The organism is Streptomyces shenzhenensis, from assembly GCF_021462265.1.
Lineage (GTDB): Bacteria > Actinomycetota > Actinomycetes > Streptomycetales > Streptomycetaceae > Streptomyces > Streptomyces shenzhenensis.
Window position 1 is genome coordinate 14,113 of record NZ_JAJONF010000049.1, and the last position, 22,784, is coordinate 36,896.

General features: G+C 71.4%; 17 protein-coding genes. 10 read left to right on the forward strand and 7 right to left on the reverse strand.

The features are described from left to right. Positions 1 to 127: 127 nt before the first annotated feature. Positions 128 to 1,651, reverse strand: a complete 1,524-nt coding sequence (locus LQ326_RS39005; RefSeq protein WP_234543816.1) for a recombinase family protein — start codon at positions 1,649 to 1,651, stop codon at positions 128 to 130. An 84-nt stretch (positions 1,652 to 1,735) separates the two neighbouring features. Next, a complete protein-coding gene (locus LQ326_RS39010) occupies positions 1,736 to 2,158 on the reverse strand; it encodes a secondary thiamine-phosphate synthase enzyme YjbQ (RefSeq protein ID WP_234543817.1) in 423 nt (140 codons plus the stop codon). A gap of 85 nt (positions 2,159 to 2,243) precedes the next feature. Here LQ326_RS39010 and LQ326_RS39015 point away from each other — a divergent pair, with 85 nt between their 5' ends. After that, positions 2,244 to 3,320: an NAD(P)-binding domain-containing protein gene (locus tag LQ326_RS39015; protein WP_234543818.1), complete on the forward strand. Its 1,077-nt coding sequence runs from the start codon at positions 2,244 to 2,246 to the stop codon at positions 3,318 to 3,320. Between the two features lie 12 nt (positions 3,321 to 3,332). Here the strand turns inward: LQ326_RS39015 and mltG are convergent, their stop codons facing one another. Together mltG and LQ326_RS39025 are read right to left on the reverse strand one after the other, a co-directional pair. Beyond that, positions 3,333 to 4,241: an endolytic transglycosylase MltG gene (mltG, locus tag LQ326_RS39020; protein ID WP_234543819.1), complete on the reverse strand. Its 909-nt coding sequence runs from the start codon at positions 4,239 to 4,241 to the stop codon at positions 3,333 to 3,335. Between the two features lie 295 nt (positions 4,242 to 4,536). Further along, positions 4,537 to 6,447: an ABC transporter ATP-binding protein gene (locus LQ326_RS39025; RefSeq protein WP_234543820.1), complete on the reverse strand. Its 1,911-nt coding sequence runs from the start codon at positions 6,445 to 6,447 to the stop codon at positions 4,537 to 4,539. A gap of 95 nt (positions 6,448 to 6,542) precedes the next feature. Here LQ326_RS39025 and LQ326_RS39030 point away from each other — a divergent pair, with 95 nt between their 5' ends. Continuing rightward, positions 6,543 to 6,995 (forward strand): MarR family winged helix-turn-helix transcriptional regulator, encoded by a 453-nt coding sequence (locus LQ326_RS39030; RefSeq protein ID WP_234543821.1) that lies wholly within the window; start codon positions 6,543 to 6,545, stop codon positions 6,993 to 6,995. 230 nt (positions 6,996 to 7,225) lie between these two features. On the opposite strand, the gene LQ326_RS39035 is transcribed toward LQ326_RS39030, so the two are convergent. Continuing rightward, positions 7,226 to 8,821 (reverse strand): peptide-N4-asparagine amidase, encoded by a 1,596-nt coding sequence (locus LQ326_RS39035; RefSeq protein WP_234543822.1) that lies wholly within the window; start codon positions 8,819 to 8,821, stop codon positions 7,226 to 7,228. Positions 8,822 to 9,000: 179 nt separating this feature from the next. Between LQ326_RS39035 and LQ326_RS39040 the strand changes: the two genes are divergently transcribed. Continuing rightward, positions 9,001 to 10,515 carry a M1 family metallopeptidase gene (locus tag LQ326_RS39040; RefSeq protein WP_234543823.1) on the forward strand — a complete coding sequence of 505 codons (1,515 nt, stop codon included), beginning with the start codon at positions 9,001 to 9,003 and terminating at the stop codon, positions 10,513 to 10,515. A gap of 214 nt (positions 10,516 to 10,729) precedes the next feature. Beyond that, positions 10,730 to 12,721, forward strand: a complete 1,992-nt coding sequence (locus tag LQ326_RS39045) for an N-acetylmuramoyl-L-alanine amidase (RefSeq protein ID WP_268208144.1) — start codon at positions 10,730 to 10,732, stop codon at positions 12,719 to 12,721. Positions 12,722 to 12,750: 29 nt separating this feature from the next. On the opposite strand, the gene LQ326_RS39050 is transcribed toward LQ326_RS39045, so the two are convergent. Continuing rightward, a complete protein-coding gene (locus LQ326_RS39050) occupies positions 12,751 to 13,560 on the reverse strand; it encodes a L,D-transpeptidase family protein (RefSeq protein WP_234543825.1) in 810 nt (269 codons plus the stop codon). 195 nt (positions 13,561 to 13,755) lie between these two features. Here LQ326_RS39050 and LQ326_RS39055 point away from each other — a divergent pair, with 195 nt between their 5' ends. From LQ326_RS39055 to LQ326_RS39070, 4 genes are all read left to right on the forward strand, one after another. Beyond that, positions 13,756 to 15,603, forward strand: coding sequence for an ABC transporter ATP-binding protein (locus tag LQ326_RS39055; protein ID WP_234543826.1), 1,848 nt, complete (start codon positions 13,756 to 13,758; stop codon positions 15,601 to 15,603). Further along, on the forward strand, positions 15,600 to 17,381 hold the full coding sequence (locus LQ326_RS39060; RefSeq protein ID WP_234543827.1) for an ABC transporter ATP-binding protein: 1,782 nt from the start codon (positions 15,600 to 15,602) through the stop codon (positions 17,379 to 17,381). Before LQ326_RS39055 ends, LQ326_RS39060 begins: the two co-directional genes overlap by 4 nt. A 207-nt stretch (positions 17,382 to 17,588) precedes the next feature. Continuing rightward, positions 17,589 to 18,059, forward strand: a complete 471-nt coding sequence (locus LQ326_RS39065) for a DUF5709 domain-containing protein (RefSeq protein ID WP_234543828.1) — start codon at positions 17,589 to 17,591, stop codon at positions 18,057 to 18,059. Positions 18,060 to 18,104: 45 nt separating this feature from the next. Further along, a complete protein-coding gene (locus LQ326_RS39070) occupies positions 18,105 to 18,365 on the forward strand; it encodes a type B 50S ribosomal protein L31 (protein ID WP_234543829.1) in 261 nt (86 codons plus the stop codon). Positions 18,366 to 18,406: 41 nt separating this feature from the next. Here LQ326_RS39070 and LQ326_RS39075 read toward each other — a convergent pair whose 3' ends face one another. Further along, positions 18,407 to 19,201: a metal-dependent hydrolase gene (locus tag LQ326_RS39075; protein ID WP_234543830.1), complete on the reverse strand. Its 795-nt coding sequence runs from the start codon at positions 19,199 to 19,201 to the stop codon at positions 18,407 to 18,409. A 145-nt stretch (positions 19,202 to 19,346) separates the two neighbouring features. Here LQ326_RS39075 and LQ326_RS39080 point away from each other — a divergent pair, with 145 nt between their 5' ends. Both LQ326_RS39080 and LQ326_RS39085 read left to right on the forward strand, forming a co-directional pair. Then, positions 19,347 to 21,860, forward strand: a complete 2,514-nt coding sequence (locus LQ326_RS39080; protein WP_234543831.1) for a DEAD/DEAH box helicase — start codon at positions 19,347 to 19,349, stop codon at positions 21,858 to 21,860. Between the two features lie 52 nt (positions 21,861 to 21,912). Next, a complete protein-coding gene (locus tag LQ326_RS39085) occupies positions 21,913 to 22,779 on the forward strand; it encodes an acyl-CoA thioesterase (RefSeq protein ID WP_234543832.1) in 867 nt (288 codons plus the stop codon). Positions 22,780 to 22,784: the final 5 nt, after the last annotated feature.

Genomic DNA, 22,784 nt, shown 5'->3' on the forward strand with positions numbered 1-22,784 from the left:
CTGCCCTTGGGATTCCGAGGATCCAAGGATGCACGGGTTCTGGAGCTTGGCTGAGCCGGTGTTCTCGTGTAGGGACGAGGCCCCACACAGCCGTCGAATCAGATGCGATGAAGCGGCCCACCGGACTTCATGCGATGCCCGCTGGATCACGTTCAGGTCCGTGCATTACGCCTGCCGCCCAACGCACTGGTGCTGTATTCGGGTAGAGAATGACCCGCACACCGAAGTCCATGAGGATTTCCTTACGGGCCTGGACATCCAACGCTTTGTCCCAGCGATCCTGCACAGTCTCTCCCGTCGGTCGCCGGACCATACCCGGCGGGCGTTCCGGCTCCAATTCGAGTTCCGCCAGCTGTTGCCCCATCGCCGCGTACTTCTCCCGGAACCACGCGGCGTCATCTGGCGCGTCATAGAGTCCGGCCTCGCGGTCAGCGCGCAGGCGCTCGCGATTGGCGCGGAGTTCGGCCATGCGTTCCGCCACGCCGTTACCCTCGTCGTAGACCGTCTCGAAGATCATTCCGTCGCCGAACCTCTGCAGGAACCACTCCTCAACGTAGGCATCCAGTAGCTGTGCCCGTATCAGCGGCGCAGGCCGACAGTCCTTCGCGCTCAGCCATCCCTTGTTCCGGGCAGTGCACACGTATCGAGGCGGCTGGTCGTGGGAGGTCTGCGTGTACAGCCGGTTGTGGCACTGCCCACAAAGCGCCAACTCCGTGAGCATGTAAGGCCGGTTTGCACGGCGGCCGATCCAGGGTGTTCGCCGGGGAACCAGGGCCTTCTTCAGGGCCTCGTGCGTGGGACGGTCCCACAAGCCCTCGCAGAGCCGCATGGGGTTTCCATCTCGGTCGATCACCGGCTTGTTCTGGTGCATCAAGTAGCCCAAGGCCGCCTCGGACAGAAGTATGTTCTTCAGGCTTGTCGGCTGCCAGGGGCGGCCTCCTGCCGGCTTGCCGTACATGACAGCCAAGTGGTCAGCGGGTGAGAGCTCTCCGGCTCGGCTCAGGCGGGCCGCCTCGCTGCTGGGGGTGACGATTTCGGGATCGGCCAGGATGCGACGGGCGACCGTACGGATGACAGTCGAGGCGTGTGGATGCAGGACGACGTGATCGATCTTGCCGCCCATCACGGTCCGCACGTACTGAAATCCGTAGGAGGGCTTCCCCTTCGGGCGTCCCGCTGCCCGCGTCTTCTCCGTAGCGTTGCGGTTTCGGCGCTGGATGGCCCGCAGTTCCATCTGGGCGCCCCAGGCCTCCATGGTGAAGCGGTTCTCGTCCGCCTGGTCATCCAGATCCCATGGACCGTCGTGGCCGTAGGTGACGAGCAGCTTTCCTTCGTCGCGCATCTTGTAGCCGGTGTTCAGGCAGTCCACGACGTTGCGGCCGAGCCGGTCCACGGCTGCGGCCACCAACCCGGAGTACGGACCCTTCTCATCACGGAGCCAAGGGCCCAGTTTTGGCCGAGTCATCGGGTCGGTGGCGCCCGACACCTCCCAGTCGTCGGCCCAGCCGATGATGTGGCCTCCGACAGACGCGGCGACGGTCAGCACGTCCTCGCGTTGCCGCTCCGGAGAGGACGTGGCGAGCTTCATCCGCGACAGGCGCCGCACCCCGAGCAGGCACTTACCGCATCCGTCGTAGGGGCGTTCGATCATGTTCAGGTCCGTACCGCGCAAGGCTTCTCCGTTTCGAGCACGCAAGGTACGGAGATTTGGCGGCCACACCCAGGATGATCTTGCTCAGCCCAGGAAGCTCAGTCGAACCTTACGGTTGACATTGGAGATGTTGGTGTCGACCAGGCACACCGACTGCCAGGTGCCCAGTGCCAGGCGGCCGTTGATCACCGGGAGGGTGGCGTGCGGGGGAACGAGCGCCGGGAGGACGTGGTCGCGGCCGTGGCCGGGGCTGCCGTGCCGGTGCTGCCAGCGGTCGTCGGCGGGAAGCAGGGTGTGCAGGGCGGCCAGCAGGTCGTCGTCGCTGCCGGCACCGGTCTCGATGACCGCGATACCGGCCGTCGCGTGCGGCGTGAAGATGTTGAGCAGGCCGTCACGGCCGGCCGCCGCCTCGCGGAGGAAGGCCTCGCAGTCGCCGGTCAGGTCGACGACCCGTTCCCGGCTCCCGGTGGTGACATCGAGCTCTCGTGTGGTGAAGGCATCCGACATGCCTCCATCCTGGCCCATGCGCCGGTTCGGCGTGCGAGTGGCCGTGCCGGGAAGATCCGCGGCCGTCCCCACTGTTGGTAGAAGCGTGAACAATGCGCGTGAGGTCGATGTGGTCGTCATCGGCGCTGGTCAGGCCGGTCTGTCCAGCGCCTATCACCTGCGGCGTACCGGCTTCGAGCCGGAGCGTGACTTCGTGGTGATCGACCACTCCCCCGCGCCCGGCGGCGCCTGGCAGTTCCGGTGGCCGTCCCTGACGTACGGCAAGGTCCACGGGATGCACGCGCTCCCGGGCATGGAGCTGACGGGCGCCGACCCGGCGCGGCCGTCCGCCGAGGTCATCGGCGAGTACTTCGCGGACTACGAGCGCACCTTCGGCCTGCGGGTGCACCGGCCCGTCGACGTCCGCGCGGTGCGCGAGGGCGAGGGCGGCCGGCTGCTGGTGGCGACCGATCACGGCGACTGGTCGACGCGGGCGCTGATCAACGCAACCGGCACCTGGGACCGGCCGTTCTGGCCGCGCTACCCGGGCCAGGAGACCTTCCGCGGACGGCAGTTGCACACCGCGCAGTACGCCGGTCCCGAGGAGTTCGCCGGCCAGCGGGTGGTGGTGGTCGGCGGCGGCGCCTCCGGCACCCAGCATCTGCTGGAACTCGCCCCCTACGCGGCCGCCACCACCTGGGTCACCCGGCGTCCGCCGGTCTTCCGTGAGGGGCCCTTCGACGAGGGCGCGGGCCGGGCCGCGGTGGCGCTGGTGGAGGAGCGGGTACGCCAGGGGCTGCCGCCGCGGAGTGTGGTCTCGGTCACCGGGCTGCCTCTGAACGACGCGATCCGGCAGGGCCTCGAGGACGGCGTCCTGGACCGGCAGCCGATGTTCGACCGGATCACCCCCGACGGCGTGGAGTGGAGCGACGGGCGGCGCGTCGAAGCCGACGTCATCCTCTGGGCCACCGGTTTCCGCGCGGCCCTGGAGCATCTGGCGCCGCTGCGGCTGCGCGAGCCGGGCGGCGGGATCAAGGTCGAGGGGACCCGGGCGGTCGCCGATCCGCGCGTCCACCTGGTCGGCTACGGCCCGTCCGCCAGCACCGTCGGCGCCAACCGCGCGGGGCGCGACGCCGTACGGGACATCAGGCGGCTGCTGGCCGGGAAGCCGGTCGCCGCGTGATGTGCCGACGGCTCAGCGCGGCGACGGCGAGACCTGCGGCGGCCGGTGGGTCTTGGTGTTCTGTACGGCGTTGAAGTCCGCCACGTTGCGCTGGTGTTCGGCGTAGTCGGCGGTGAAGCGCGTGTCTCCCGGCTTGACCGTGACGAAGTACAGCCAGTTGCCCGGCGGCGGGTTGAGCGCGGCACGCATCGCGTCCTCGCCCGGGTTGTCGATGGGCGTGGGCGGCAGTCCCATGCGCCGGTAGGAGTTGTACGGGTTCTCGATGCGGGTGTCCTTCACCGTGGTGTTGAGAGTACTGCGGTTGAGGGCGTAGTTGAGGGTGGAGTCCATCTGGAGCGGCATGCCGTGCTGCAGCCGGTTCAGGACGACCCGCGCCACCTTCCCCATGTCGGTCTTGCCGACGGCCTCGGCCTGGACGATGCTGGCGATGGTCACCGCCTGGTAGACGTTCATCGCGTCGCGCTGCGCGCCGGCCGCGACGGGTGCGGCGCCGAATTTCTGGTTGGCCGTGTCGACCATGGCCCGCAGCACCGACTGCGGGGTCGCCCCCTTCTTGAGGGGATAGGTGGCCGGGAAGAGATACCCCTCCGGGTTGCCCCCGGCCTCGCCGGGGAGTTTCAGGCCCGCGGTGCCGACGGAACTCCTGGTGCTGCCGGCCGGGAGGGACAGGGCCTTGTCGACGGCCTCGTAGACCTGGGACGCGCGCCAGCCCTCCGGGATGACCAGACTGGCGGACCTGGTCGTGCCGCCCGCCAGGAACACCAGGGGCACCGCCACCGCGGCGCCGGCCACGACGACGCCGGTCACGCCGAGGACGAGCCTGCCCCGGCGGGTCAGCCGGATCGTCTTTCCGCGGCGGGAGAAACCTCGGCTCGCGGCCGTCCGTCGACTCGGGTCCCGTGGCGGAGTGTTCATCTGCATGCGGGCACGTTAGCCCGCATATCGCCATAAACCCGGCATATCTTCAGCTTGTCGACTTCAATTCGCCACCTTTCGACGGGACGACCGAGACGGACGGACCGGGCGGGGGCCGGGCAACGGGGGTGAGCGGTCCCGGCCGACGGCCGAGGTGAACCGGCCGCGACGGCCGCCCCGGAGCGAGTCGGATTCGGTGGAGCGACCCTGACGGAGCGGTTCCGGTCGAGGTCCCGTACCCCTCCCCCTGCCACCAGGCCACACCCCCCAGCCCCCGTCCGTCGGCCCCCGTCCGTCGGCTTCAGCCCGTCGGAGGGGTCGCGTGGGTGCGGCTGCGGTCGCCTCGCCTTCGCAGGGGGCGCGGGGCCGTCTCCCACTGGGGCGCCTCGCCGGTTGCGGCCGGCTCCGTCGTCGCCTCCAGCCGGGCGTCCCGGCGCACCAGGGCCGCGTACCGGCCGTCGAGTTCCAGGAGTTCCTCGTGCGTGCCGCGTTCGGCCACCCGCCCGGAGTCGAGGACGACGATCTGGTCGGCGCCCTGGATCGTGGACAGCCGGTGGGCGATGGTGATGGTCGTCCGGTCGGCCGACAGGGCGTCGATGGCGTCCTGCACCGCGTGCTCGGTGCGGGTGTCCAGGGCGCTGGTGGCCTCGTCGAGGATGAGCACCGGCGGGTCGCGCAGAATGGTGCGCGCGATGGCCAGCCGCTGCTTCTCGCCGCCGGAGAAGCGGTGTCCGCGTTCGCCGACGACGGTGTCGTAGCCGTCGGGCAGCGAGGCGATGTGGTCGTGTATCTGGGCCGCGCGGGCGGCCGCGTGCAGTTCCTCGTCGGTGGCGTCCGGCTTGGCGAACCGCAGGTTGTCGGCGATCGAGGCGTGGAAGAGGTACGTCTCCTGGGAGACGACGCCGACCGCGCGGGCGAGGGTGTCGAAGTCGAGGTCGCGGACGTCGACGCCGTCCAGGGTGACCCGGCCGCCGGTGACGTCGTAGAGCCGGGGAACCAGGTAGCCCAGCGTGGACTTGCCCGCGCCGGTGGGGCCGACGACGGCCAGGCTGTTGCCGGCCGGGACGGTGATGTCGATGCCGTCGAGGACCGGGCCCACCTTGTCGTCGTGCCTGTCGTACCGGAACTCGACCCCCTCGAAGCGGACCTCGCCCTTCACCTGGTCCAGGTGGACCGGCTCGTCCCGCTCGGTGATGTCGATGGGCAGGTCGAGGTACTCGAAGATGCGCTGGAACAGCGCGAGGGAGGTCTGGATCTGGACGCCGGTCGCCAGCAGGCTCACGGCGGGGCGGAACAGGCCCTGCTGGAGGGAGACGAAGGCGACGATGGTGCCGAGCGAGATCTGCGGGCCGCCCGTCTGCAGGGCCATGCCCGCGGTCCAGTAGATGACGGCGGGCATCGCGGCCATCACGATCGTGATCACGGCCATGCGCCAGCGGCCGGCCATGTTCGACCGCACTTCCAGATCGACGAGTTGCTCGGACTCCTCGGCGAAGGAGGCGGTGAGCGAGTCGGCGCGGCCCATGGTGCGGCCGAGCAGGATGCCGCTGACGGAGAGCGACTCGGTGACCGTGGCGGCCATCGCGGCCATCTGCTTCTGGCGCTGGGTGGTTATCTTCTTGCGCTCGTTGCCCACCCGCCGGCTGATCCAGACGAAGACCGGGAGCAGGACCATCGAGACGACGGTGAGCCGCCAGTCGAGGGCGAGCATCGCGACGATGGTGGCGACGACGCCGGTCAGGTTGGAGACCAGGGAGGTGGCCGTCGAGGTGACGGTGGCCTGCATGCCACCGATGTCGTTGGCGATGCGGGACTGCACCTCGCCGGTGCGGGTGCGGGTGAAGAAGGCCAGCGACATGCGCTGCAGCCGGCCGTAGACGGCGGTGCGCAGGTCGTGCATGACGCGTTGGCCGACGGTGGTGGATATCAGCGTCTGCAGGACGCCGAAGACGCTGGTGAGGACGGCGCTGAGGATCATGCCCAGCGCGAGCAGGCTGAGCAGTCCGGTGCGGCCCTGCGGGATCGCGGTGTCGAGGGTCGCCTTGAGAAGGAACGGGGTGGCGACCGAGACCAGCGAGGCGGCGCCGACCAGCAGGCCGACGATCGCGAGCCGGCCGCGGTAGGGGCGGAAGAGCTTGAGGATGCGGCGCACCTGGCGGGGCTGTCCGGCCGAAGTGCCCTCAGGGGTCCAGTTGATCTCGTCTCGGGGCATGGCTCCTACGGATGGGTGTGGTGTCTACGGACTCACGGAGCATAGCTCACTGTTACCTATACTCACAATGAACATAGTCCTGATATTGTTCCCGTATGAGCACCCCCGACTCCGACGGCCCGCTCGCCGAGCAGCTGCTGCGCCTCACGCGCCGGGTGTGGCGCATCCAGAAGCGCCACCTCGAGGCACACGATCTGGGCGTCACCCCCGCCCAGTCCCGGCTGCTGCGCACCCTCGCGCACTACGACACGCCCCCGCGCATGACCGATCTCGCCGAGCGGCTGGAGGTGGTGCCGCGCGCGGTGACGACGCTGGTCGACGGCTTGGAGGCGAGCGGCAAGGTGTGCCGGGTGCCGGACCCGACGAACCGCCGGGTGACCCGGATCGAGATCACGGACGAGGGGCGCGAGACCCTCCGTGAGCTGCGGGCGGCGCGCAGGTCCGCCGCCGAGGAGATCCTGGCTCCGCTCTCGGCGGAGCAGCGCGAGATGCTGGCCGGGCTGCTGGATACGCTGGTCGACGGGCCGGTGGCGGCCAAGCACTGCTGAGACATGGCGAAGCGGCTCCCGCCACCCCTCCGCCCGGCCACCCCGCCACCCCGCCGTGCCGCCGTGCCGCCGTCCCGCCGTCCGGAGAGTGAACCGCTTCCCGTCCCGCCGCCCGGCGTCCGCTTCCGCCCGTTCCGCGTCCGGCGCGCCCTCCCAACGGGAGACGGCGAAGACGGCGACGCAGTGGCCTGGCGGCGCACGGCGCACAACTCGGTTTCAGCGGCCGCCGCTCAGCAGCCGCGGCGGTCCTCCGTGAGCACCCCCTGTTCGGTGGCCAGCGTGCGGTCGTAGCAGCCGTCCGGGCCGTACAGCCGGTAGCGCTCGCTCGACGTGCCGACCGCGTGCCGCTGATCGCGCGGCACGTTCAGGGTGTACGTCGCGTCGCCGCGGTAGGTGTCGTCGAGCCGTGACCAGCCGCCTCCGGACCGCTTGATCACCGCCCGGTCGCCGAGGGCAAGTCGGGTGCGCAGCCGGTCGTCGGCGCCGATGGTGGTGGCGCCGTTCATGGTGTATGTGCGGTGGGTTCGGGTCGTCCGGGGTGTGGCGCCCGCCCTGACCGTCACGCTCTGGTCGTCCGTCCAGGTGGCGTCGAGCGCGTCCGTCGTCTCGCCGTCGTTCCAGCGGTGCGCCGAGGTGTTGGCCAGGGTGCGGCTGACGGTGGTGGTCACCCGGCCGTGCGAGGTGTCGACGTATCCGGAGACGGTGAGCCGGTGCCCGGCGTCGGTGTCGACCCGGTACTCCCCCGGACCCGGGCTGTACACGGAGGAGTTGACCGGTTCGGAGGCCTTGGTCTCGGTGAGCCCGCCGGTGACGTGGGCCCGGTGCGCGTCCTGCCAGACCAGCACGTTCACGGGTGCGCTCCAGCCGGCCTGGCCCTCGGGCACGCCGGGGACGGAGACCTCGACCTGGTGCGGGCGGCCGTCGTCGAGGAGTCCGGCGAACGGCGTCAGGTCGTATTCGATCGGCTTGACGTCGAAGGCGCGCGGGCCCGGGATCACGTACCAGAGGAACGGGTCGGACCAGCCCCCGGTCCACACGTTCGGGAACGGCGCGGCGATTCCGGCCAGTTGGCCGTCGACCTTGATCTGCACCTCCCGGTACGGCCCCTTGTCCGCCTTGCAGGAGTACGGGGCGGGGTCGGCCACCGTCAGGTACCAGAACTCCTCGCAGCCGCCGCCCGATCCGGTGGCGTACACCTCGGCGACGACGCGTTCGCTGTTGCGCGGGGCGGTGAGGGTGGTACCGCCGGCCAGGGTGAGCACCCGGTCGGGTACGGAGGCCTCGGGGCGCCCCGGGTAGAAGGTGAGCGTGGCCTTGACGTCGATGACGCCGGTGTAGGTGTCGTCGACAACGTTGCCGATGAGCATCTCGACGTCCTGCGCGCTGCGGAAGGTGTCGCTGTAGCGGGTGACGTCCTTCTCCACGTGCCACTCGATGCCGTCCGGCGAGGGCTCGGGGGTGGAGGTGCGCAGGACCTCGACACCGCCGACGTGCAGATAGCCCAGCCGGTCGTACTGACGGCCCTTCACCTTGCCGTCCAGCCGCAGCACGACCTTGCTCCAGCGGCCGCCGCAGCCCCGCGGGGGCGTGTACGTTCCCCGGTACGGCGTGAAGTCGCGGAACTGGGCTTCGGCCAGGGTGACTTGGCAGGACCTGGCGCCCTTGGGCACGGACACCGGCGGGGCCGCGGTCACCGGGTCGTGCCAGTCGGTGCCGAACTCGGCCGGGACGTCGGCGGCACGGGCGGCGGGGGCACCCGTACCGAGGAGCGCGCTCGCCAGGAGGGCGACTCCCGTGAGCATGGACATGGCAATCCGTCTTCTCATGGCCGGTGTTCTACGGGGAGTTGGCCCTCCGCCGCAATGACCGGACCGGTCGACGGCCGGCCCGTCGGCCACCCGGCCCGACCGGTCGACGCGGCTCACGGGCCGGCGTCCACCGCAGGGGCATGGCCCCCGTAGGAACATATGATGCTATAAGCGACTTCACCTGCCACAGTGCTGCCATGGAGATCATGACCGCTCGCGCACTGCGCGCCGCCCTCGCGCTCGCGGGAGCCGTCGCACTCACCGGCACCGGCTGTTTCGCCGGCGTCCCTTACCGGGGCCACGGCTCCGCCGCCCCCGGCGCCTCGGCGGCCCCGCCCGGCCCCGCCCCGTCCCCCGGCGCACCCGGCATCGGCGACCCGCTCATGCCGCTGGACGGCAACGGCGGCTACACCGTCCGCCGTTACACGCTCGACCTCGACTGGCGGGCCCCCGAGACCCCCTTCCCCGCCGCTACCACCATCAGCGCCGTCGCCACCCAGGCCCTGTCCCGTTTCGACCTGGACTTCGCCGGCAACGCGCTGCACCGGGTCACCGTCGACGGCGCGCCGGCCGCCACCGTGCGCGACGGCGACGAACTCGTCGTCACGCCCGCCCGACCGATTCCGCGCGGCACCGCGTTCACCGTCCGCGTCGCCTACACCGCCGACCCCACCCAGCGACGACGGCGAAGCGACGCGATCCGGGAGTACGGCTGGGTGCCCACCCCCGACGGCACACTGGTCTGCGCTCAGCCCGACGGCGCGAAAATGATCTTCCCGGTGAACGACCACCCCAGCCTGCGCGCCCCCGTCACCTTCCGCATCACCACCCCGCCGGGCCTTCGCGCGGTGGCCAACGGCCGGCTCGTCGATCGCGTCCCGCGGCCCGGCGGCCGGGTCCGCTGGACGTACGACTCCGAGGAGCCCATCGCGGCGCAGCTGGTCCAGATGGCGATCGGGAAGTTCGCGTTCGTCGACAGCGAGGGGCCGCGCGGCCTGCCGGTGCGTGACGTCGTTCCCGACGGCCTGGTCACCGACACCGAGGCCGGCCGCTCACTCACCCCGCAGCACCTGGCCTGGCTGGAACAGCGCCTCGGGCCGTATCCGTTCCGCCGCTACGGCGTACTCGTCGGCGACACCGACCTGCCGGTGGCGCTGGAGACGCAGTCGCTGTCCGTCGTACCGAAGGACGACCTGCTGGGTGACCGGGTCGACGCCGAACGCAACCTGGTCCACGAGCTGACCCACCATTGGACGGGTGACAGCGTCGCCATCAGACGCTGGTCCGACCTGTGGCTGAGCGAGGGTCACGCCCGTTTCTACGAACGGCTGTACTCCGCGGAGCACGGCGGCGTGAGCATGGAGGACGCCATGCGGGCGGCGTACGAGCAGCACGACCAGTGGCGCCACGACGACGGGGCCCCGGCCGAGCCCACGGAGCCCACGCTGTTCAAGGTGATGCGCTACGACGGCTCGGCGCTGGTGCTGTACGCCCTCCGGGAGAAGGTGGGTGACGACACGTTCGGCCGGATCGAGCGCACCTGGGTGACGCGGTACCGGGGGCGCGCGGCCGGTACCCGGGACTTCGTCGCGCTCGCCTCCGAGGTCGCGGGGACCGACCTGACGCCCTTTCTGACGCCGTGGCTCCACGGACCCGACACGCCGCCGATGCCGGGCCATCCCGACTGGCGGGTGGACCCGGTCGAGGACTGAGTCGCCGCGGTGCGCGGCCGCCGCCGGATGCCGAGCCGTTGCCCGCCGACCGGGTGGCCTGTGCCGGGGCGCTGGGCCACCCGGTCGACGCTCGGCGCGCCGTGTCGCGCCGGGCACGGAAACGTACGAGGGGTGACGTGAAGGGCAACCCCCTTGCCCTGGTTGCGACGAGCGTGCTTGGAGACCCTCAGCAAGCGGTTGGAGACCCTCTGGTATGAGAAGAACTGTCGCTCCACGTGTGCCCAGTGCCCTCCGGACGTGCCGTCTGACGGCCTGCCTGATCGCGACGGCCGCACTTCTGCCACCGCTGCTGATCCTTCCGGCGTCCGGCGCCGACGACTCCGAGGACCAGCGTCTGCAACACGCGTTCACGGACGCCGCGCGCGAGTTCCACGTGCCGCGCAGCGTGCTCATGGGCGTGTCCTACATGCAGTCGCGCTGGGACACCCACCCGGGTACCCCGAGCGTCGCGGGGGGTTACGGTCCGATGCACCTGGTGGACACCGCCCGCGCCCCTGCCCCGGCAACGGCTCCGGGCCCGCAGGGGGCGAACGGCCGCGAGGCCGACCCGCTGGCGGGAACGGCGTTCTCCGCCGGCGGTCACGCCGTGCAGCCTGCCGACCTGGAACGCGCCGCACGCCTGATCAAGGTCCCCGCCGGGCAGCTGCAAACGGACGACGTGGCCAACGTCCGCGGCGGCGCGGCGCTGCTGGCGGCCGCGCAACGGCACCTCGGCAAGCCGCTCAGCGCCGACCCCGAGGACTGGTGGCAGGCGGTGGAACGTTTCCCCGGTACCCGTGACGTCACGTCGGCGACCACGTACGCCAACGACGTCTTCGGCCTGATCCGCCGGGGCGTGCACCGGGTCACCGCCGAAGGGCAGGAGGTCACCCTCCCCGCCACCCCGGGCGTCAGACCGCACCCCGGCCCGCAGACCCCCAAACGGCCGAAGAACGTCGAGTGCCCGCCCGAACTGTCCTGCGACTGGCTCGCCGCTCCCTACGTGCAGATCGACGACGACGGCGACTACGGCAACCACGACCTCGCCGACCGGCCGCGCGACCAGAAGATCGAGTACATCGTCATCCACGACACCGAGTCGACGCTGCCGAACATGTTCAAGACCGTGCAGGACCCGACCGAGGCGTCCTGGCACTACTCGATCCGCTCCAGCGACGGCCACATCACCCAGCACGTCAGGACGAAGGACGAGGCCTGGCACTCCGGCAGCAAGTTCGTGAACGCCCGCTCGATCGGCGTCGAGCACGAGGGTTTCCTCACCCACCCGGGAACCTGGTACACCGAGCAGATGTACCGGTCCTCGGCCCGCCTGGTGCGCTACCTGGCGAAGAAGTACGGCGTCCCGATGGACCGGCAGCACATCTTCGGCCACGACAACGTGCCGTCGCCGACCGGCGACAGCATTCCGGAGATGCACGAGGACCCGGGGCCGTTCTGGGACTGGCGGCACTACTTCGACCTCCTCGGCGCACCGCTGAAGGCCACGGCCGGACCGGACAGCCCCATGGTGATGATCCTGCCGGACTACGCCACCCACAAACCGCGGTTCACGGGGTGCAACGGCGACGGCCGGAAGTGCGCGCCGCACGGCTCCAGCGCGGTCCGCCTGTACACCCGGCCGGACGAGAACGCTCCGCTGATCCAGGACCCGGGCCGCAAGCCGGACGGCGACCCGTCCACGGAGGACGTCAGCGACCTGGGTTCGCGGGTCTCCGCCGGGCAGACCTTCGCCGTGGCCGACCGCAGCGGCGAGTGGACGGCGATCTGGTACCAGGGCAACAAGGCGTGGTTCAAGAACCCCACGGTGCACCCGACGGCCGTCGGCGCGAGCGGCCGCATGGTGACGCCGAAGGCGGGCCGGGCCGAGATCCCGGTGTTCGGGCGGGCTCTCCCGGAGGAGGAGGCCTACCCCGACGGGATGGAGGGGGAGGAGGAGTCGCCACTGCCGTACAGTCTGCGGGCCGGTCAGCGGTACGTGACGCAGTCCGGCGTCGGCGGCTCCTACGTCGACCGGTCCACTTTCTCCACCACGCCTCAGCCCGTGGTACTGGGCCAGGAGAGGTACTACGAGATCCAGTTCGGCCACCGGCTCGCCTACGTCCGTGCGGACGACGTGGACCTCGTGGACGCGAACCCGGGCGCGGCGGCCCCGTCCGGCGGTGCGGCGGGGCCGGGCGGACGGTGACACCGCGCGGGGCCGGGGCCGGCTCCGCGTCACGACAGGAGGGTCGGCCTGTCCCCCATCACCACGACGGGGTCGCGGGCCGGGTCGAGTGTGCGCAGCAGATACTCCATGGCGCCCTTGGGAAGGCCGATGCACGCCGAGGTGCCCCTGCCGTGGTCGAGGTGCAACCAGATGCTGCCGCCCCTGCCGTCGCCCCAGGGACGGGTGGTGTCGTGCGGCGGTGTGCCCCGCAGGCGGTTGTAGTCGACGGCGATGACGTAGTCGAAGTCGTGCTGGTACGCCGGGCTCCAGTAGCGCGGGGGTGCGTAGAGGTCCCGGCCCTGGGCGTAGGAGAGCCGCGTGCCCGGATCGGGGAGCACCCCGCCGGCGTCGGTGACGGTGAACACGCCCACCGGGCTGCGTCCGTCACCGGCGTGGTGGTCCCTGGTCCAGCCGGACCTCCCGTTGTGGGCGGGCCAACTGCCCGCCGGCCGCCAGCCGCCGACCCCCGTGTCCCGCGTGTCCCGCGTGTACAGGACGACCGTGGAGTCGGCCGAGTCCTTGTCCTCGCCGTACACCGCGACGACCTGGCCGGAGCCGGCGGGAATCTCCGCCTGCAACCGCTCGCCGACGCCCGGGATCCGGCCCGGATCCCCGAGGGGGCCGGCCCGGTCCGGCTGCCCGGCCGGGCCGGCTCCGGCGGTCCGTGGGTTTCTCGGCGGTCCGACTCTGGCGTGCGGCCCCGGCAGCCCGTTCTTCGCGCCACCGCTCTGTGACGCCTCGCAGGCGCTCAGGGTCGCCAGAACGGCTCCGAGAACCGCCGCCGTGACGGTCACCCGCCGGACGCTCTTGATCTGCACCCGGCCATCCTGACATCACATACCGCGTGATTCATGAAATCTCCAGACATTCACCGCGTGTTGAGCGGCGGGACCTGGCCGGAAGGGGGTGGATTTCGAGGGCCGTCAGGGAAAACCGTTTGATTTCGACGACGCTCCGACGCGAACCTTTCACGGCTTGTCGCCACCTTTCCCGACCCGAGCCGCTGGGACGCCATGCAGATTCAAGACCTTCCGTACTCCGATCCGGGCGTACCGGACGCACGTTCGGGCCCCCGGTTCCTGTGGTGGCTGGGACGGAATCAGCTGGGCGGTCAGCTCAAGGCCCTGGCCTGGGGGCTGCTGCACTTCGTGTCCGTCTCCGCGCTCCCGTTCTGCGTGGGCCTCGCCGTCCAGGCCGTCGTGGACCACTCCGGCGCCCGGCTGGCCCTGACGGGCGGTCTCCTGGTGCTGTGCGGCACGGCGATCGCCGTCGGCGACACCTTCCTGCACCGGGCCGCCGTCACCAACTGGATCACCGCGGCCGCCCGGGTCCAGCAACTGCTCGCCCGCAAGGCCACCCAGCTGGGCTCCGCGCTGACCCGGCGGGTGGCGGCCGGTGAGGTGGTGGCCGTCTCCACCGGCGACGTCGAGAAGATCGGCTGGTTCGTCGAGGCGGTCTCCCGCTTCACCGCCGCCGCGCTGACGGTCGTCGTGGTCGGCGTCGCCCTGCTCTTCTACCAGCCGGCCCTCGGCTGGGTCGTCGCCGCCGGCCTGCCTCTGATCGCGCTCTCCGTCCTGCCGCTGCTGCCCCGGGCCACCCAGCGCGCCGACCTCCAGCGCGCCAAGGCCGGCCGGGCCACGGAGCTGGCCTCGGACACCGTCGCGGGACTGCGCGTACTGCGCGGCATCGGCGGCGAGGACCTGTTCCTCGACCGCTACCGCCGCGCCTCCCAGGAGGTACGGCACGCCGCCGTGCGCAGCGCCCGGATGTGGTCGCTGATCTCCGCGATCCAGGTGCTGCTGCCCGGGCTGCTGCTGATCGCGGTCGTCTGGCACGGGGTGAGCCTGGCCCGGCAGGGCCGCGTGACCGTCGGTGAACTGGTCACCGTCTACAGCGCGGTCATGATCCTCAACTACCCCTTGCAGCACTTCACCGAGATCGCCATGGCCTACTCCTTCTCACGCCCGTCGGCGAAACGGGCCGCGCGGGTGCTCTCCCTGGACCGGGCCACGGACACCGGCGGCTCGCGCGCGGACACGGTGCCGGACGGCGACCTGTACGACCCCGCCACCGGCCTGCTCGCTCCCGCGGGCCGGCTGACCGCCGTGGTCTGCGGCGATCCCGACGCGGCCGGGCACCTCGCCGAACGACTGGGCGGCCACCCGGCCGAGGCCGGCACCTCGGTACTGCTCGGCGGCGTCCCGCTCGACGAACTGCCCCTGGAGACCGCCCGTACCGCGGTGCTCGTCCAGGACAAGGACCCGGTGCTGCTGTCCGGTTCACTGCGGGAACTGCTCGACGTGCCGGCCTCCGGAGCCGTACGGGCCGAGGACGCGCTGGCCGCCGCCGAGTGCGCGGACGTCCTGGAGGCCCTGGTCCAGGGCTCACTGGACGTCACCGACCCGCTGGACGCCCGGATCACCGAGCGGGGCCGGTCACTGTCCGGCGGGCAGCGCCAGCGGCTCGCGCTGGCCCGGTCGCTGATCACCGACCCCGGTGTGCTGGTCCTGGACGAACCCACCTCCGCCGTCGACTCGCACACCGAGGCCCGGATCGCGGAGGGGGTCCACGCGCTGCGGTCCGGCCGTACGACCGTGGTGTTCACCTCCTCACCGCTGCTGCTCGACCGGGCCGACCGGGTGGTCCTCGTCCACGAAGGCGAGGCCGTGGCGGTCGGCGTGCACCGCGAACTGGTGCGCACCGAGCGGCGGTACCGGGCGGTGGTGACACGTGAGCCGGACGACGAAGCCTCCGTGCGGGGCGTCCTGGACGAAGAGGCCGAGCTGCGCGGCACGGCGCTGGAAGCGAACGAAGTCGCGCTCCGAGGCGCGGCGCTGGAAGAGATCGAGGAGAGCGCATGATCGGCGTCGCGCCACCGGCATACGACCCGGCGGCCCCGACGACGGCCACCACCCTGCCCGTCGGCGCCACCGCGACCGTGCGTGCCTACGTGGCCGAACTGTTCCGCCGGCACCGCCGGGCCTTCACCCTTCTCATCGCCGTCAACACGGTGGCCGTGGTCGCCTCCATGGCCGGCCCCTACCTGCTGGGCGGACTCGTCCAGCGGGTCTCCGACGACGCCCGCGACCTCCATCTCGGCCTGACCATCGGCCTGTTCGTGCTCGCGCTCGCCGTCCAGGCCGTCTTCGTGCGCGAGGTACGGCTGCGGGGTGCCGTGCTCGGTGAGCGGATGCTGGCCGATCTGCGCGAGGACTTCCTCGTCCGGTCGGTCCGGCTGCCGCCGGGCGTCCTGGAGCGGGCGGGCACGGGGGACCTGCTGTCCCGGATCACCACGGACATCGACCGGCTCGCCAACGCCATGCGGGAGGCCGTGCCGCAGTTGTCGATCGGCGTGGTGTGGGTGGTGCTGCTGATCGGCGGGCTCGTGGTCACGGCTCCGCCGCTGGCCGCCACCGTGCTGCTGGCCCTGCCGGTCCTGGTGGTCGTCTGCCGCTGGTACTTCAGGCGGGCGCCCGCCGGCTACCGCTCCGAGGCCGCCGGGTACGCGTCCGTGGCCGCCGCCCTCGCGGAGTCCGTCGACGCCGGGCACACCGTCGAGGCGCACCGGCTCGGCGCCCGCCGCATCGCCCTGTCCGAGCGCCGGATCAAGGAGTGGACGGCGTGGGAGCGCTACACCCTGTGGCTGCGGTCGGTGCTGTTCCCGGCGATCAACGCCACCCACACCACGGTCCTCGGCTCGGTGCTGATGATCGGCGGCGTCTTCGTCCTCAAGGGCTGGATCGACGTCGGACAGCTGACGACGGGCGCGCTGATCGCCCAGATGCTCGTCGAGCCGGTCAACCTGATCCTGCGCTGGTACGACGAGGTCCAGGTCGCCCAGGTGTCCCTGGCCCGGCTGGTCGGCGTACGGGACATCGAGCCGGACGCCGGGGATGCCGCGCTGGCCCCCGCCGGCCGGGAGGTGCACGCGGACGAGGTCCGCTTCGGCTACCTCCAGGGCGTCGACGTGCTGCGTGAGGTCTCCCTGGAGGTCGCGCCCGGCACCCGGCTGGCCCTGGTCGGCCCCTCGGGAGCGGGCAAGTCCACCCTGGGCCGGCTGCTCGCCGGGATCTACGCGCCCCGGGCCGGCCGGATCACCCTCGGCGGCGCGGAGCTGTCCCGGATGACGGCCGAGCGGGTCCGTTCCCATGTCGCCCTGGTGAACCAGGAGCACCACGTCTTCGTGGGCTCCCTGCGCGACAACCTGCTGCTCGCCCGCACCGACGCGGCGGACGCCGAGCTGTGGGCGGCCCTCGGCGCGGTCGACGCGGACGTGTGGGCGCAGGCCCTGGAGGAGGGTCTGGACACCGAGGTCGGCTCCGGCGGGCTCGCCCTCACCCCGGCGCAGGCGCAGCAGATCGCGCTGGCCCGGCTGGTGCTGGCCGACCCGCACACGCTGGTCCTGGACGAGGCGACGTCCCTCCTGGACCCCCGCGCCGCCCGCCACCTGGAACGGTCCCTGGCCCGGGTCCTGGACGGCCGCACCGTGGTCGCCATCGCGCACCGGCTGCACACCGCCCATGACGCGGACGTCATCGCCGTGGTCGAGAACGGCCGGATCAGCGAGCTCGGCAGCCACGACACGCTGGTGGCGGCCGGCGGCGCGTACGCGGCGCTGTGGCGGTCCTGGCACGGGTGACGGGCCTCGGCGGCCGGGGCACGGGGCGCCGGGCGGCGCAGGTCGTGCCCCGTGCCGTTGCGCGGGTGCGAGCAGGGGTGGAAGGCTGGGGAGCGGCACCGGTTCGGGGGCCGGCCGGGAACCATCCGGTTCTCGGCGCACGCGCCCGCCGGCCGGGGTGCCGGCGGTCCGCCGTACGGACCGCGTCCGCACTCCCTGGAGGTAGCCGTGACCACCGCCGACGGATGGGGGGACGACGTCTACCAGCCCGATGAGTCCGAAATCCGGGAGGACTCGGGTCTGCTCGACGTCGAGGACACGCTGGACTTCGACGGCGTCGCCGATCCCCTGGACCGCGGCTGGTCCCCACCGGAGCGGCCGTGGGCGGTGGAGCACACCGGGGTGACCGCTGCGGAGCGCCATCGGGGCGAGACCCTGGACCAGCGGCTCGCCGAGGAGCAGCCCGAGCTGCCGGTCCCCGACGACGACGGCATCGGTGACTGCGACGGCACCGACGGCGAGCCCCTGGACAACGAGGTCGGTGACCTGCGCTCCGGCCGGCTCGTGGCCCCGAACGAGGGCGCGCACGAGGACGACGAGAACGGCCTGGTCGCAAGCGACGTCGGCATCGACGGCGCCGGGGCCTCCGCCGAGGAGGCCGCGGTGCACATCGTCGACGAGGACGCGACCTACGGCTGAGCCCGCCCGCCCCTGCCCGACCGACCCGTTCTTCGAGGAGCCGCCATGCAGCAGGACAAGCACCCCGACTACCACCCGGTGGTCTTCCGGGACCGTGCCGCCGGATACGCCTTCCTCACCCGGTCCACCGCGAGCAGCGACCAGACCATCGAGTGGGACGACGGCGAGACGTACCCGGTGGTCGACGTGGAGATCTCGTCCGAGAGCCACCCCTTCTACACCGGGAAGGCCCGCACCGTGGACTCCGAGGGCCGCGTCGCCGCGTTCGAGCGCCGCTACGGGAGCGGCTCGGAGAAGACGGGCTGACGCGCGGGGCGCACCGCTTGGGCGGCCGGCCGGGCCCCGGGTCAGATCACGTTCAGAGCGGCCGCGCAGCCTATGCCGCCGAGCACCATGAACACGGGCATGAGCACCCTCAGCTCGACCCAGCTGCCGGCACGGAACCGTATCGCCTTCGGCGGGCCCACCGGATACCAGCGCTTGCGGCCGATGGGTATGGGCCACAGGATCGGGCAGCCCGAGACGGTCAGCGCGTCCCCGATGTCGTGCACCAGCGCCCCCAGCACCACCGGCAGCCCCAGCCACAGGTACTCCTGGCCGGGCTGGGTGAACAGCCAGTCCGAGCCGTTGCCCGGCTTGTCCAGGGTGCCGGCCAGGATCCAGGCGCTGGTCGCCGCCAGCAGCCACACCAGCACGTCGCTGCTGGAGCCGCGGGCCGCCCGCCACAGCAGCCCTTCGATCGCCAGCACCATGTGCGCGAAGAGGATCGCCAGCACCGCCCAGCGGCCGCCCAGGATCGCGGCGGCCGAGCAGCCCCCACCGATCAGCGCCGCCCACAGCCAGGTGTGGGTCAGCGTGCGGTGGCCGCCGGAGCGGCGCGGGTCGCCCTGCTTCCGGGTCGCCTTGTAGACGGCGTAGGAGAGCTTGTCGACGATCTCGCAGAGCCAGCGCGACAGCGGACCGAAGGCGCGGGAGATGGTGGCGGCCTTGTGGTCGAGGTCGGGGGCGAGCGCGGCACCGGCGCAGATCAGCGCCCCGACCAGCAGCACCGGCCAGGGCATCGGGTGCCCGGCCGCGGCGGTCGCCGCTCCGACGCCGAGCCAGGCGGCGGCTCCCGACAGTGAGTGTGCTGGTCCCATCATGGCCGTTGCCCGCCCCATTCCTCGTGTGCCGCTGTCCAGTTGACCGGGTGCGTTGACGCTCCGTCGGCGTCACAGCGTAGCGGTCATGATCTTCGTGCTCGAAGCCGATTCCCCCCTCGGCGGGTGGGCCAGGCAAGATGGGGGCGTGACCCTCATCGATCAGCTGCCGCCGACCGCCGACCCCGACGCCCTGTACGAAGCCTTCGAGGCGTGGGCCCAGGAGCGCGGTCTCACGCTCTACCCCCACCAGGAGGAGGCGCTGATCGAGGCGGTCTCCGGGGCGAACGTGATCGTGTCGACGCCGACCGGCTCCGGTAAGAGCATGATCGCCGCGGGCGCGCACTTCGCCGCGCTGGCCCGGGACGAGGTCACCTTCTACACGGCCCCGATCAAGGCGCTGGTGTCGGAGAAGTTCTTCGAGCTGTGCAAGCTCTTCGGCACCGAGAACGTCGGCATGCTCACCGGCGACGCCTCCGTGAACTCCGACGCGCCCGTCATCTGCTGCACCGCGGAGGTCCTCGCCTCCATCGCGCTGCGCGACGGCAAGCAGGCGGACGTCGGCCAGGTCGTCATGGACGAGTTCCACTTCTACGCGGAGGGCGACCGTGGCTGGGCCTGGCAGATCCCGCTCCTCGAACTGCCCCAGGCCCAGTTCATCCTCATGTCGGCCACCCTCGGCGACGTCTCCTTCTTCGAGCAGGACCTCACCCGCCGCACCGGCCGTCCCACCGCGGTGGTCCGCTCGGCGACCCGCCCGGTACCGCTGTCCTACGAGTACAAGCTCACCCCGCTGACCGAGACGCTCACGGAACTGCTGGAGAGCAGGCAGGCGCCGGTGTACATCGTGCACTTCACGCAGGCGCAGGCGGTGGAGCGGGCGCAGGCGCTGATGAGCATCAACATGTGTTCGAAGGAGGAGAAGGAGCAGATCGCCGAGGTGATCGGCAACTTCCGCTTCACCACCAAGTTCGGCAGCAACCTCTCCCGTTACGTCCGGCACGGCATCGGCGTGCACCACGCCGGCATGCTCCCCAAGTACCGGCGCCTGGTGGAGAAGCTCGCCCAGGCCGGTCTGCTGAAGGTCATCTGCGGCACCGACACCCTGGGCGTGGGCGTCAACGTGCCCATCCGCACGGTGCTCTTCACCGCTCTCACCAAGTACGACGGCAACCGGGTGCGCACCCTGCGCGCCCGTGAGTTCCACCAGATCGCCGGCCGCGCGGGCCGGGCCGGTTTCGACACGGCCGGGCTGGTGGTCGCGCAGGCACCCGAGCACGTCATCGAGAACGAGAAGGCGCTGGCGAAGGCGGGCGACGACCCGAAGAAGCGGCGCAAGGTGGTGCGCAAGAAGGCGCCGGAGGGCTTCGTCGGCTGGACGGAGAACACCTTCGAGAAGCTGATCGCGTCCGAGCCGGAGCCCCTGACGTCGCGGTTCCGGGTGACGCACACGATGCTGCTGTCGGTGATCGCCCGCCCGGGGAACGCCTTCGACGCGATGCGCCACCTCCTGGAGGACAACCACGAGCCGCGCAAGCAGCAGCTGCGGCACATCCGCCGGGCCATCGCCATCTACCGCTCGCTGCTCGACGGCGGCATCGTCGAGAAACTCGACGAGCCCGACGCCACCGGCCGTATCGTGCGGCTCACGGTCGACCTCCAGCAGGACTTCGCGCTCAACCAGCCGCTGTCGACCTTCGCCCTGGCCGCGTTCGAACTCCTCGACCCCGACTCGCCCTCGTACGCCCTGGACATGGTGTCCGTCGTCGAGTCCACGCTGGACGATCCGCGCCAGATCCTGGCCGCCCAGATGAACAAGGCGAAGGGCGAGGCCGTCGCCGCGATGAAGGCGGACGGCGTCGAGTACGAGGAGCGCATGGAGCGTCTCCAGGACATCACCTACCCGAAGCCCCTGGAAGAGCTGCTGTTCCACGCGTACAACACGTACCGCAAGAGCCATCCCTGGGTCGGCGACCATCCGCTGTCGCCGAAGTCGGTCATCCGGGACATGTACGAACGGGCGCTGACCTTCACGGAGTTGGTGTCGGTCTATGAGCTGGCCCGCACCGAGGGCATCGTGCTGCGCTACCTCGCGAGCGCGTACAAGGCCCTCGACCACAACATCCCGGACGACCTGAAGTCCGAGGACCTGCAGGACCTGATCGAGTGGCTGGGCGAGATGGTCCGGCAGGTCGACTCCAGCCTGCTGGACGAGTGGGAGCAGCTCGCCAACCCGGAGGAGATGACCGCCGAGGAGGCCCAGGAGAAGGCCGACGAGGTCAAGCCGGTCACCGCCAACGCGCGCGCCTTCCGGGTCCTGGTGCGCAACGCGATGTTCCGCCGGGTGGAGCTCGCCGCCCTCGACCGGGTCGACGAACTGGGCGAGATGGACGCGGAGTCCGGCTGGGACGCCGAGGCCTGGGGCGAGGCGATGGACAAGTACTGGGACGAGTACGAGGACCTGGGCACCGGCCCCGACGCCCGCGGCCCCAAGCTGCTCGTGATCCAGGAGGAGCCGCAGCACGCGCTGTGGCGTGTCCGCCAGATCTTCGACGACCCGAACGACGACCACGACTGGGGCATCAGTGCGGAGATCGACCTGACGGCCTCCGACGCCGAGGGCCGGGCGGTCGTCCGCGTCACGGACGTCGGCCAGCTCTGAGCAGCCCCGGAACAGGTCCGGGCGCAGGTCCCAGCACAGGAGAATCCCACCCATGACCAACCCGGCCGAGAGACTGGTCGACCTGCTCGACCTGGAGCAGATCGAGGTCAACATCTTCCGGGGCCGCAGCCCCCAGGAGTCCCTCCAGCGGGTCTTCGGCGGCCAGGTGGCAGGCCAGGCGCTGGTCGCCGCCAGCCGCACCACGGAGGGCGACCGTCCGGTGCACTCGCTGCACGCGTACTTCCTGCGCCCGGGCCGGCCGGGCGTGCCGATCGTGTACCAGGTGGAACGGGTCCGGGACGGGCGGTCGTTCACGACGCGCCGGGTCACCGCCGTGCAGCAGGGCCGCACGATCTTCAATCTGACCGCCTCCTTCCACAAGCCTCAGCCGGCACCTTTCGAGCACCAGCTGCCGCAACTTCGCGAGGTGGCGCACCCGGAGTCGCTGCCGACGCTCGCGGAGGAGATCCGCAAGCATCTGGGGGAGCTGCCCGAGCAGCTGGAGCGCATGGCGCGCCGCCAGCCCTTCGACATCCGCTACGTCGACCGGCTGCGCTGGCACCCCGAGGAGATAGCGGGCGCCGAGCCGCGCAGCGCGGTGTGGATGCGCGCGGTCGGCCCGCTGGGCGACGATCCGCTGGTGCACACCTGCGCGCTGACCTACGCCAGCGACATGACCCTCCTGGACGCGGTCCGCGTCCCCGTCGAACCGCTGTGGGGGCCGCGGAACTTCGACATCGCCTCACTGGACCACGCCATGTGGTTCCACCGGCCGTTCCGCGCGGACGAGTGGTTCCTGTACGAGCAGGAGTCCCCCATCGCCACGGGCGGTCTGGGCCTGGCCCGCGGGCGGGTCTACGACCTGGACGGGCGGCTGCTGGTGTCGGTCGTCCAGGAGGGGCTGTTCCGGGCGCTCTAGGGATG